This window comes from Pseudohaliea rubra DSM 19751 (genome assembly GCF_000764025.1).
Taxonomy (GTDB): Bacteria; Pseudomonadota; Gammaproteobacteria; order Pseudomonadales; family Halieaceae; genus Pseudohaliea; species Pseudohaliea rubra.
Genome location: NZ_KN234776.1, coordinates 22,291 through 34,322, shown reverse-complemented (window position 1 = coordinate 34,322; position 12,032 = coordinate 22,291). Strand labels below are relative to the sequence as shown.

At 67.2% G+C, this 12,032-nt stretch carries 10 protein-coding genes; 6 read left to right on the top strand and 4 right to left on the bottom strand.

The genetic code is table 11. The features are described from left to right. From HRUBRA_RS11265 to HRUBRA_RS11255, 3 genes are all read right to left on the bottom strand, one after another. Positions 1-1,219: M48 family metalloprotease (locus HRUBRA_RS11265; protein WP_144244462.1), on the bottom strand; the 1,219-nt coding region annotated here is incomplete at its 3' end. A gap of 40 nt (positions 1,220-1,259) precedes the next feature. Then, on the bottom strand, positions 1,260-1,856 hold the full coding sequence (locus HRUBRA_RS11260; RefSeq protein ID WP_035517247.1) for a LemA family protein: 597 nt from the start codon (positions 1,854-1,856) through the stop codon (positions 1,260-1,262). Positions 1,857-1,896: 40 nt separating this feature from the next. Then, the gene (locus HRUBRA_RS11255) at positions 1,897-4,014 is read right to left on the bottom strand and encodes a molybdopterin oxidoreductase family protein (RefSeq protein ID WP_035517244.1); all 2,118 of its coding nucleotides are present in this window, start codon (positions 4,012-4,014) and stop codon (positions 1,897-1,899) included. 136 nt (positions 4,015-4,150) lie between these two features. Between HRUBRA_RS11255 and HRUBRA_RS11250 the strand changes: the two genes are divergently transcribed. From HRUBRA_RS11250 to HRUBRA_RS11240, 3 genes are read left to right on the top strand one after another with little or no spacing between them, the layout of a single operon-like run. After that, positions 4,151-5,599: a circularly permuted type 2 ATP-grasp protein gene (locus HRUBRA_RS11250; protein WP_035517242.1), complete on the top strand. Its 1,449-nt coding sequence runs from the start codon at positions 4,151-4,153 to the stop codon at positions 5,597-5,599. Further along, positions 5,596-6,534 carry an alpha-E domain-containing protein gene (locus HRUBRA_RS11245; protein WP_084592612.1) on the top strand — a complete coding sequence of 313 codons (939 nt, stop codon included), beginning with the start codon at positions 5,596-5,598 and terminating at the stop codon, positions 6,532-6,534. The genes HRUBRA_RS11250 and HRUBRA_RS11245 overlap by 4 nt, the downstream gene beginning before the upstream one ends. Beyond that, positions 6,531-7,550 (top strand): zinc-binding metallopeptidase family protein, encoded by a 1,020-nt coding sequence (locus HRUBRA_RS11240; RefSeq protein WP_035517240.1) that lies wholly within the window; start codon positions 6,531-6,533, stop codon positions 7,548-7,550. Before HRUBRA_RS11245 ends, HRUBRA_RS11240 begins: the two co-directional genes overlap by 4 nt. On the opposite strand, the gene HRUBRA_RS11235 is transcribed toward HRUBRA_RS11240, so the two are convergent. Further along, a complete protein-coding gene (locus tag HRUBRA_RS11235; protein ID WP_035517237.1) occupies positions 7,528-8,277 on the bottom strand; it encodes a proteasome-type protease in 750 nt (249 codons plus the stop codon). The two genes, HRUBRA_RS11240 and HRUBRA_RS11235, sit on opposite strands and share 23 nt — an antisense overlap. A 221-nt stretch (positions 8,278-8,498) precedes the next feature. Between HRUBRA_RS11235 and HRUBRA_RS11230 the strand changes: the two genes are divergently transcribed. From HRUBRA_RS11230 to HRUBRA_RS11220, 3 genes are all read left to right on the top strand, one after another. Next, entirely contained in the window at positions 8,499-9,089 is a 591-nt protein-coding gene (locus HRUBRA_RS11230) for a carboxymuconolactone decarboxylase family protein (RefSeq protein WP_035517235.1), read from the top strand. 258 nt (positions 9,090-9,347) lie between these two features. Continuing rightward, positions 9,348-9,902 carry a YfiR family protein gene (locus HRUBRA_RS11225; protein ID WP_144244461.1) on the top strand — a complete coding sequence of 185 codons (555 nt, stop codon included), beginning with the start codon at positions 9,348-9,350 and terminating at the stop codon, positions 9,900-9,902. Then, positions 9,899-11,833 carry a response regulator gene (locus tag HRUBRA_RS11220; RefSeq protein ID WP_035517230.1) on the top strand — a complete coding sequence of 645 codons (1,935 nt, stop codon included), beginning with the start codon at positions 9,899-9,901 and terminating at the stop codon, positions 11,831-11,833. The genes HRUBRA_RS11225 and HRUBRA_RS11220 overlap by 4 nt, the downstream gene beginning before the upstream one ends. Positions 11,834-12,032 lie beyond the last annotated feature (199 nt).

The window sequence follows — 12,032 nt, the reverse complement described above, 5'->3', positions numbered from 1 at the left end:
GCCACGCTAGCGACGGCAGCGTCGCCGGTGCTGCCGGCAGGGACAGCCCCGGCCCCTCGCTCATGCCCCGGGCGGCCTCCACGGCGGCGACGGCGGCCACGAGGGCTTCGCGACCCGGGCCGAAAGTCATGTCGGCGCTCTCGATGCGGCTGTTCGGGTAGTGGCGCACCCTGCGGGTGATGTACTGCCCGTCCCAGCGGGGCTGGAGCCGGCGGATCCGCGCGCTCAGGGGCGGGTGGGTGGCAAAGCCCTGCCAGAGGCGGTGGGTGACCGCGCCGAAGAACAGGTGCGACAGCTCCGCGGCCCGGGCCCGGTGCACGAAGGTGCCCGGCACATAGCCCCCGATGACCTTCAGGGCATCGGCAATGCCATCCGCGTCGCGGGTGAACTGCACCGCGCCGGCGTCAGCGAGGAATTCTTTCTGCCGGCTGATGGCCGCCTTGATGAAGCCGGCGCAGGTGCCGCCGAGCCAGCCGATCACCAGCAGCCCCAGGCCGAGCACGGGCAGCGCGGCGCCGCTGTTGTTATTACTGCCGCGGCCGCCGCTGCGTGCCCGGCGCTGGTTAGTGCCCGCGCGCAGCAGCAGGTAGCCCACGTCGCCGAGGAACGTAATGCCTTTGAGCAGGGCGGCGAGGCGCACGTTCAGGCGCATGTCGCCGTTCATGATGTGCGAGAACTCGTGGCCGATAACGCCCTGCAGCTCGTTGCGCTTCAGGTGGTGCAGGGCACCGGTGGTCACGGCGATCACCGCGTCGGCCTGGGTGACGCCCGCCGCGAAGGCGTTGATGCCGCGCTCGTCCTTAAGCAGGTACAGGTCGGGCACCGGCATGCTTGCAGCCAGGGCGATTTCCTGCACGATGTTGAGGGCCCGGCGCTCATCGGCATCGCGGGTCTGGGGCAGCACCTTCTCGGCGCCGAGGGTCTCGGCGATGGCCTTGCCGCCGGCAGCCAGCTGCATCCACTTGACGAAGGACACCAGAAGTATGCTGGCGACCACCAGCAGGCCGATGGCCCCGAAACGGTCCCAGGCAAGCTGCTCCAGAAAACCGCTCCAGCCGCCGCGGCTGCCGGCGTAGACGTTGTAGTCCCGGGAAAAGAACAGGAAGGCCGCCACCAGCCCATTGGTCAGCAGCACCAGGCCGATGACGGCCAGGGTGAACAGGATCACCAGCAGGCGCGTGTTGCGCCGGGCCAGGTCCTGCTGGGCAAAAAAGTCCACCGGCGTCGGCGCCCCGTCCGCTAGCTGCGCGCCGGGAACACTAGAACGAGACGCGCGGCGCCGCCCGGAGCTGCGGGCTGTCGTCGAACTCCAGCAGCTCCGCGTCCGCGGGGTGGCCGAAGGTGGCCGCCAGCAGCACCGGCGGGAAGCTCTGCCGGTAGGTGTTGTAGGCCATCACCGAGTCGTTGTAGCCCTGGCGCGCGAAGGCGACGCGGTTCTCCGTGCTGGTGAGCTCCTCGGAAAGCTGCTGCATATTGTCGCTGGCCTTGAGGTCCGGATAGGCTTCCATGGTGACGCTGAGTTTGCCCAGGGCGCCCTGCAGGGCGTTCTCTGCGCCCGCCAGGTCGGCAAGCGCGGGCGCGTTGCCGCCGCCCTCGCCGAGGGCCTTGAGCAGGGCCGCGGCCTCGTTGCGTGCCGTGGTGACTGCATCCAGGGTCTCGCGCTCGTGGGCCATGTAACCCCTGGCGGTCTCGACCAGGTTGGGAATCAGGTCGTAGCGCCGCTTGAGCTGCACCTCGATCTGCGCAAAGGCGTTCTGGTAGCGGTTCTTCAGCTTGACCAGAGTGTTGTAGATGCTGATGACGTAGATCACCAGGGCCAGGAGCACCAGCCAGAACACGATACTCGTCACTTCCATGGCAATTCCCTCGGGACGCTTGCGGGGCGGCGACCGGCGCTCAGGGTAAAGGCGCCGCGGCGAGCGTCACCGGTACCCCGTTCACGGCGGCGTTGCCCGAGAGGGCATCCAGCCAGCGATCATCGGTAATATCATTGCACGATACACCGGCCTTGGCACGGGCTGTGCCCAGGCGCACACCGTCGCGATTGTGGCCGTAGCCGTGGGGCAGACTCACCACCCCGGGCATGACGCTGTCCGAGGCCTCCACGGTCACCGTGAGCTCGCCGGTGCGCGAGGCGAGCCGGGCGCGATCGCCGTCGCGGATGCCGTGGCGGGCGAGGTCCGCCGGGTGCACGAGGAGCGTGCAGCGGTCCCGGCCTTTCACCAGCCGGTGGTAGTTGTGCATCCAGCTGTTGTTGTCGCGCACATGGCGCCGGCCGATGAGGCGCAGGCCGCCGTTGTCGCCGTCGAGGGCCCCGCGCAGTCGCGCGAGATCTGCAAGGAGCAGGGGCACGGCGCAGTCGATGCGCTTGCCCGCCGTGAACAGGCGCCCCGGCAGCTGTGGCTGCAGGGGTCCCAGATCCACCCCGGAGGGGTTCGCCTTCAGCGTTGCCAGATCCAGCCTGTGCTCGCTGTCCTTGCCGTAGGGGCCGAATTGAAGGCCGAGATCGACCATCTCGTGCGGCGCCATGGGCTTTCGCGGCTCCTCGCCGAGGGCGGCGGCCACGCGCTCGCCCAGGGCCGCGAAGACCTCCCAGTCGTGCAGGCTCCCCTCGGGTTTGTCGAACACCGCTTCGCTGTAGCGCGCCGTGTTGCGGATGGCGTTGATGTGGAAGCCGATGTCGTAGTGATCGTGTTCGAGCGGGGAGGTCGGCGGCAGGATGATATCCGCGTGCCGGGTGGTCTCGTTGAGGTACGGGTCCAGGCTGACCATGAACTCGAGCTGCCCCAGGGCTTCGTCCAGCGCCCGGCCATTTGGCGTCGACAGCACCGGGTTGCCGGCGCCGGTGAACAGCGCGCGCAGCCGGCCCTCGCCGGGGGTGGTGATCTCCTCGGCCATCACCGCCGCCGGCAGCTCCCGGTCGAACTCCGGCAGACCGCGCACCCGGCTCTGGTGGCGATTGAAACCGCCCGGACCGATGTTGCTGATCTGGTCCATGGCCGGCAGGGTGAACAGGGAGCCGCCGGGCCGGTCGAGGTTGCCCGTGGCGATATTCATCACCTGGATGAGCCACTGGCACAGGGCGCCGAAGGCCTGGGTGGACACGCCCATGCGCCCGTAGCAGATCGCCGCCTCCGCCGCGGCAAAGTCCCGCGCGATGGCGCGGATCGTCCCGGCGTCGATGCCCGTGCTGTCGGCGACCGCCTCCGCGGTAAAGGGCGCCAGGGCCGCCGCCACGGTGTCCAGACCGTCGACGAAGGGCGCGAGCTGCCGCGGGTCGGCCAGTGCCTCGTCGAACAACGTATTGAGGAGCGCGGCGAGGAAGAGGGCGTCGCTGCCGGGCCGGATGAAGTGGTGCTCACTGGCAAGCGCTGCGGTCTCCGTGCGCCGGGGGTCGATGACCACCAGGCGGCCACCCCGGGCGGTGAGGTCCTTGATGCGCCTGCGCACGTCCGGCACCGTCCAGATACTGCCGTTGGAGGCCACCGGGTTGGCGCCGAGCATAAGAAAGTAGTCCGTGCGGTCGATGTCCGGGATCGGGAACAGCGACTTGTGCCCGAACAGCCACAGGGAGGCCAGGTGGTGCGGCAGCTGGTCCACGGAGGTGGCGGAGAAGCGGTTCTTTGTGCGGAAAAAGCGGAACAGGTTGTTCTGGTGGGTCATCATCCCGTAGTTGTGGACCGTAGGGTTGCCCATGTAGATGCCGATGGCGTCGACGCCGTGCTCCCGGTAGATGGCGAGCAGGCGCGCGGCGGTGCTGTCGAGCGCCTCCTCCCAGCTGATCTCCTCCCAGCGCACCGCGTCGCCGTCGCGCACCTTCTTCACCGGCCGGCGCAGCCGGTCCGGGTCCTCGTGGATATCGCGCAGGGCGATGGCCTTGGGGCAGATGTGCCCGCGGCTCAGGGGGTCGTCGGGGTCGCCCTTGATGGAGGCGACGCGCTCGTCCTCGGTCTCGATGAGCAGGCCGCAAATGGCCTCGCAGAGGTGGCAGGCACGGTGATGGGTCTGGCGCATGGTGTGGTCGCTCCCCGGCGTTCGTTTTTATTGAGGTCTGCAGTGTAGCGCGCCCGACGGTTATTTTCGTTATATTGGGCTGAGGCCGGCCCGGCCGGGTCGCGCCCTGCATGCCATTGTGCGCCAGGGAGAGGCCATGGATGAAAGCTGGAAAGGGTATCGCTCGGCGCCCTACTACGATGAGCTGATCACGGCCAAGGGCCACCCGCGCACGGCGGCCCGCGGGGCCGTGAAGCTGCTGCAGCGCCTCCCCGCAGGGGACCTCGCCGCCCGGCGCGCAGCCGCGGCCGCAGCGATCCGCGAGATGGGCGTCTCCTTCACGGTGTACACCGAGGGCGGCAATATCGATCGCGCCTGGCCCTTCGACATCATTCCCCGGATCATCCCGGCCCGGGAATGGGCCGGTGTGCGCGCGGGGCTGGTGCAGCGCAGCCGGGCCCTCAACTGCTTCATCGACGACATCTACAACCGGCAGCGCATTCTTGCCGATGGCATCGTCCCCGCGGAGATTGTCCTCCAGTCCAGCAACTACAAGCCCCAGTGCGCCGGTGTCTCGCCGCGCTTCGGGGTCTGGGCCCATGTCTGCGGCTCGGACCTGGTCCGCGACGCCGACGGCCACCTGTACGTTCTCGAGGACAACCTGCGGGTCCCTTCCGGGGTCTCTTACATGGTGGAGAACCGCGAGATCACCAAGCGCGTGCTGCCGGAGCTCTTTGAGAACTACAGCATTCTGCCGGTGGACGACTACCCGTCGCAGCTCTACCAGATGCTCGCATCCCTCTCGCCCCGGGAGCGCAAGCGTCCCTGCGTAGTGGTGCTGACCCCGGGCATCTACAATGCGGCCTACTTCGAGCACGCCTTCCTGGCGCAGGGCATGGGCGCGGAGCTGGTGGAGGGAGCGGACCTCTTTGTCGGTGACGACGACTGTGTATATATGCGCACCGTTGACGGACCGGTCCGCGTCGACGTGATCTACCGGCGCATCGATGAAGACTTCATGGATCCGGAGGCCTTCCGCGAGGACTCGGTGCTCGGTGTGCCCGGCCTTATGCGCGCCTGGCGCGGTGGCAAGGTGGCGATCGCCAACGCGCCGGGCGCCGGCGTTGCCGACGACAAGGTCGTCTACGCCTACGTGCCCGAGATGATTCGCTACTACCTGGGCGAAAAGTCGCTGCTTCGTTCCGTGCCCACCTACCTCTGCAGCCGCAGGGAGGACCGCGACTACGTGCTTGGCAATCTCGACAAGCTGGTGGTGAAGCCCGCCAACGAATCCGGCGGCTACGGCATCATGGTTGGCCCTCATGTCGATGCCGCCACGCGCAGGAAGTTCGCCAGGCTGATCGAGAAAAACCCCCGCAATTACATCGCCCAGCCGACGCTTCAGCTGTCTACGGCGCCCACCTGTGTCGACGGCGGCATCGAGCCCCGGCACCTCGATCTGCGTCCTTTTATCCTGCAGGGGCGGGAGGCCTGGGTCACCCCCGGCGGGCTCACGCGCGTGGCTATGGTCAAGGGCTCTCTGGTGGTGAACTCCTCCCAGGGCGGTGGCAGCAAGGACACCTGGATCGTGGAGGGACGCGCATGACCATGCTGTCGCGGGTGGCCGAGCGGGTCTACTGGCTGGGACGCTACCTGGAGCGGGCCGAGAGCACCGCCCGCCTGGTGGATGCCTACCACCACATGGTCATGGATATTCCCCGCGGCTCGCAGCCGGGCTGGGACATCCTCGTGCGCATCCTCGATGCCCAACCCATTGCCGATGAGCGCTTCCGGGTGGCCAACGAGGCCAACGTGGTCCGCCTGCTGGTGAGCGAGGCCGAGGCCTCCTGCAGCCTCCCCTACGCCATCCAGGCCGCCCGGGAGAACGTGCGCACCACCCGGGATGTGCTGCCGGAGGAAGTCTGGGAGCTGGTCAACGAACTCTATCTTTTCGCCCGGGAGCAGGCCGACAAGTCCGTCGGCCGGCGCCACCGCCAGGCGTTCCTGCAGGAAGTCGTCAGCCGCGCCCAGGTGATCAACGGGGTCTGGCGCAATACGCTCTGCCGGGACCACGCCTACCGCTTCATCAAGATCGGCCAGCTCCTGGAGCGCGCCGACATGGCCACGCGGATCATTGACGTGGGCGCGGCCGATATCCTCGGCCGCGAGGGCACGCAGCAGGCCATCGACCACCTGCTCTGGGGCACGCTCCTCAAGTCCCAGTCGGCCCTCGGTGCCTACCTGCGCCAGGTCGGGCCGGTGGTGGAGCCGGACTGTGTGGTCCGCTTCGTGTTCATGGAGCCGAGTTTCCCCCGCTCTGTTCACTTCTGTCTGCGCGGGATCCGCCAGGAGCTGCCCCCCCTGAAGCACAATGAGGAGGCGCTGCGGGTCATCGAGCGCGCCCGGCGCAAGCTGCGCCGCTTCGACCGCCAGGACTGGGAGCGCGATGAGCTGCACGCCTTCATCGACGACCTGCAGGGGGTGCTCAGCAGCCTGCACGGGGCTATCTGCGACACCTGGTTCCGGGTCGACGGGGCGTGAAGCGTTTCCGCTGTGACTGTGGCAGTGCGGTCTTCTTCGACAACGGCTACTGTCTCTCCTGCGGTGCCCGCCTCGGTTTTGACCCGGCGGTGCGCGAGCTGCGGCCCCTGGCGCCGGCCGGCGACGGCGTCTACACGGACCGCAACGGCCGCGCCTATCGCTTCTGCGCCAACGGCGAGGACTACGGCGTCTGCAACTGGCTGCGCCCGGCGGAGCAGGCGCATCCGCTGTGTTTTGCCTGCCAGTTCAACCGCGTTGTGCCGAACCAGTCCCTGCCCGGCAATGACCGGCGCTGGCGCGTGCTGGAGGAGGGCAAGAAACGGCTGTTCTTCACGCTCATGCAGCTGGGGTTGCCACTGGTCAGCGGCTGGGAGGATGAGCGCCTGGGGCTGCTCTTCGACTTCCTCGAAGACGGCCGGTCCCGGGAGCTCTTCGCCGAGACCTTTGCCAGCACCGGCTACCTGGGCGGCGTAATCACCATCAACACACTCGAGGCGGACGATGTCGCGCGGGCCGTGGTGCGCAGCCAGATGAACGAGAGCTACCGTACGGTGCTCGGCCACCTGCGCCACGAAAGCGGCCACTACTACTGGAACCTTCTCGACCCGGGAGCGGAGCTCCGTGCCGAGTTCGCGGCGCTCTTCGGCGATGAGCAGGCGGATTACGCGGCAGCCCTCGCCAGCCATTATGAGAACGGTCCGGCCGCCGGCTGGCGTCAGCACTACATCAGCGCCTACGCCAGCGTGCACCCGGCCGAGGACTGGGCCGAGTGCTGGGGGCACTACCTGCATATCTACGATGCGCTGGAGACCGCCGCGGCGCAGGGGCTCCTCGGGCGCTCCCCGGACGCCATGACCATGGCCCAGCGCATTCACGCCTGGCGCGGGCTGTCCACCGCGCTGAATGAGCTGAACCGCAGCGTCGGCCTCGGCGACGCCTATCCCTTCGTGATCAACAACGTGGTGGCCGGCAAGCTGGCCTTCGTGGACAGCGTTATTCGTCGCCTTCGAGCATAGCCGACAGCGACGGTAGCTCCTCGAAGGCGCTGCGGATGTTGTCGTCCCAGCTCTGGCGCAGTTCCGCCAGGTAGGGATGATTCTCCTCGAGCTTGAAGTAGCGCTCCTGCGGCTCGAGGCTGCCCCGGCGGTAGAACAGGCACTCGAGCGGCGGGCCCACGGTGGCGTTGGAGCGCATGGTGGAGTCGATGGACACCAGGGCGCAGCGCATGGCCGTTTCCACCGGTGTGTCCGGACGGATGATGCGGTCCAGGATAGGCTTGCCGTACTTGGTCTCGCCGATCTGCAGGTAGGGGTAAAGGTCTGAGGCGGTAATGTGGTTGCCCTCGGGGTAGACCATGTACAGCTCCTGATCCTGCCCTTTGATCTGTCCGCCGATGATAAAGCTTGCGGAGGCGTTGAAACCGGCGTTGGGACCGCCCTTCTTGGCGTACTTGTCCTGCTCGGCGAGGCTCAGCGTGCCGAGGTAGTCGGCGATGTCGCTGACATAGCGGGCGTTGAAGATATTGAAGTCGGTGTTTTCCTCAAGGTCGCGCTGGAGCTGCGCGATGACGGCCTGGCTGGTGGCCAGATTGCCGGCGGTGAGGATGACCAGGGAGCGATCGCCGGGGACGGAGAAGCGGTGCATCTTGCTGTAGGTGCTGACGCGGTCCGGGCCGGCATTGGTGCGCGAGTCAGAGCAGAACACCAGGCCCTGGTCCAGGGCCATCGCGAGGCAATAGGTCATGGGTGAAGTGATTTCCTCGGCGGCTCCAGCGTGACTGGCGGACTATAAAGCCACGGCAAGACCGGGGGCAACGCCCATAGGCGCTTGACATTCCCCGCCGCAACGCCCCGGTGCCGGTGTGAGGCGTGTGCCGCCTCCGGAGGGGCAATCCCGCAGCGCACAGTTGCCTCCCCGGCAATCCTGGTCCAGCATGGCGCCACAGTAATAACAAGGAGAGCACCATGAGCCGCCTCAGCAAGCTACCCCCCGAGCAGTGGGATCCCGAACTGCGCACCATGACCCAGGCCGATAGCGCCTCCCCCATCGAGCAGGGCATCACCCGCATGCTGGCCCAGGCGCCGGCTATGGCCAAGGCGGCCGTCGGCTTCGGCGCCGGCGTGACCCTGAACCGCACGCTGCCCGAGCGCCTTATCGAGCTGTTGCGTCTGCGCGTCGCCTTTCATAATCAGTGCCGGAGCTGCATGGCGATCCGCTACAACCGCGCAGCGGATGCCGTCGATGAAGGGCTGGTCTGCTCCCTGGAGACGCCGGAGGAAGCGCCGGACCTCTCCCCGGCCGAGAAAGTGGCGCTTGCCTTCGCCGACCGCTTCGCCACGGACCATCTGTCGATCACCGACGAGCGCTTCGATGCCCTCCGCGAGCACTTCAGCGAGGCAGAGATCGTCGAGCTGATGGTCCACTGCGCCCTCTACGTCGGCATGGGCCGGCTGGCAGCGGTGCTCGATATGACGGAAGAGCTGCCCGAAGGCTACCGCAAGCCCTTCGGCGAAACAGTTACGCCCTGGGCTGATGCCCCTATCGCCGTGCGCTGACCCGGCGGCGCTGGTGACCGGCAAGCGGGCACCAAAGTGAGAGCTGCGTCACATTCTTGTGCCGGCAGAGCCCTTTATCCGGCTGTTTGCGGGTGCAACTGCGCTACAGTCAGGGTCGCTGTAAACCTCCGGGGTGGAGGCGGGGGTCCGATACAAGCGGCCGTTACGGGCGGGCATGGTTGAAAAAGCACGCCTTGCCCGCGCCGGAAAGCCGCGAAGAACCCGAACGAAAGCATACGCAAAGGTGGTGAGCAGGACGTGGGTCGTATTGCCAGACAGATGGGCTTGGGGGAGCGTTTGCGCGCCGTTTCCTGGTCCTGTGTCATCCTGGCGCTGATCTGCGCGATCCCCGGGCGTGCCCCCGCGTTTGCTGAGTCGCGCTACGAAGAAGCCTCGGTTCGTGCGGCGATGCTGCTCAATCTACCCAAGTTCATTGCCTGGCCTGAAGCCGCCGGCACGCCTGCACGGCTCTGCGTGGTGGGCTCGCCGGCGGTGCTCGAGGCGCTGACGGCTCTGCATACCAGTGCCCGGGCCGCGGGCAGGCGGACTCCGCTCGATGCCAGCGAGGGACTGGGCCGCGATTGCCGCTATGTCTACCTTGGCGACAGCGACAGCGGCCGCGTATCGCTGGAAGCGCTGCCGTCCGACTGCCTGGTGATCGGGCAGGGCGAGGGAGCACGGGGTGTTGCCGTGGAACTCGTCCGTCGCGGTGAGCGCGTGGTGATCCGGCTGAATCACCAGCGTCTCCTTACCAGTGGCTTCAATGTGGATGCGCGCCTGCTTCAGCTCGCTGAAGTCTTCGGCGAATCGTGACGGCAACCGGCGGCAGGCGCTCGGCAACCACCTCCCTTTGGGCGCGCCTCTTTTTCGCCATCGGCCTCAGTACCCTCCTTGGCCTGGGGGTGTTTTTCGGCGGTGCGGGGTGGGCCCTGCAAGGCTTTCAGGAGCGCCTCCTGGCGGGCATCGGTGCGAACATCGCCAGCCTTGGCGCCGCGAGCGTCAGCGCCGCGGCGGTGTTTGAGGACCGCGCAACGGCGGAGGAGATTCTCGCCAACTTTGCTTCCCTGCCGGCGGCTGTCGCCGCGGAGGTGACGCTGCGTGACGGCCGTACGCTGGCGCGCTGGCAGCGGCCTTCCTGGTCCGAGCGCCTGGCGGAAGGCACCGTTACCCTGCCCCGGCTCCCGGCGGCGGAGGCTGTGCCGGTCACGGTAGCCAACAAGGTGGCTATCGTTGCCAGGGCACCGATCATGGTTGGTGGTGAGTACCAGGGGGCGCTGATCGGTATCATCGATCGGCAGGTGGTCGAAAGCTACCAGGGGGGGCTGCCGCTGTTGCTTGCGGCGGCGGCGGTCACAGCGCTGCTCCTGGCACTGGTGGCCGCCCGGCTCCTGCAGCGCTTTGTCGCCGCGCCCATCCTCGGTATTTCCCGCGCCATGCGGCGCATCGCCGACGAGGGCGACTATTCAGCGCACATTGCCTACCTCGGGCGCGACCCCCTGGGAACGGTGGCCGACTCCTTCAACGCCATGGTGCGGCGTATCTCGCAGCGGGAGCAGTCCTTGCGCGCGGCGCGGTTGAAGGCGGAGGACGCGGCCCGCGCGAAGCAGGTATTCCTGGCGAACATGAGCCATGAAATGCGCACGCCCATGAACGTTGTCATCGGTGGCCTGCATCTGGCGGGACAGAAGGAAGCTGACCCGGAAGTGCACGAGCTGTTGACTACCACGCGGCAGGCGGCTGAAACGCTCCTCGGGCTGATCAATGATGTTCTGGACCTGTCCAAGATCGAGGCCGGTCACGCCGAGGTGACAGAGGCCCCGGTCGCTCTGCCGGAGCAGCTGGAGCGGCTCCGAGACCTCCTTGCCATGCGCGCGCGGCAGAAGAAGCTGTCCTTTCATGTGTCCCTGGCGCCGGAGGCGCAGTGCACCGTCCTGACGGACGGGCAGAAGCTGATGCAGATTCTTACCAATCTCACGGCGAATGCCATCAAGTACACGGAGGTCGGTGAGGTCAGCGTGGAAGTCAGCTGCCTTGCCCGGGAAGGAGACCGCGGCCGCTTCCGCTTCCTGGTGCGCGACACAGGCATTGGTATTGACGAGACGACGCAAAAGCACCTTTTTGACCCTTTCTACCAGGCGGAAACCGCGCGCGACAAGCGCTTTCAGGGCACGGGGCTGGGGCTGTCGATATCCCAGCGCCTGGCGGGGCTTCTCGCCAGCACCGTCTGTGTCGAGAGCGAGCCGGGGTTCGGCTCCTCGTTCTGGGTGGATCTTGAGCTGCCGGTGCTCGAGGTGGTTGACGGGAGCGAGGGGGCGGCGAGTAACGCCGTTGCCGCTCAGGCGCCGGCAGCGGCACCGGACGTTGCGGGCGCGCGCGTGCTGCTGGTTGAGGACACCAAAACCAGTCGCCTGATCATGCGTGGCCTGCTCGAGGGGGCCGGCGTAAAGGTGCTGGAAGCCTGTGACGGCTATGAGGCAATCGAACGCGCCCGCGACGGTGCGCCGCTGGACGTCATCCTTATGGATATACAGATGCCGGGGATGGATGGCGTCGAGGCCACGCGGCGGATCCGTGCCGATTATCAGGCCGCGGGGCTGGATCGCGTTCCCCCGATCATTGCACTGACGGCCTATGCCTACGAGGAGGATCGTCGAGGCTTTCTGGACGCCGGGATGGATGGCTATCTCTCCAAGCCGGTGGGGCCCGATGCGCTCCTGCAGGAGCTGGCGCGGCACCTTTCCTGAGTGGTGAGACCATGCCAGTCCTCGGGGCGTCTTGCGGATTGCGGCGGGATAAAGTATCAACGGTTTGGCTGGCGTGTGATTCTTCCGCAGACTCCGTGCGTAACCTGTACACTCACGGGTCCGGCTTTGAACAGCCAGAAGCTTCGATAGGCCCCGGCGTCAGGCTGTGTAGGGGATCCACGAGCAGGCCGATAGGCGG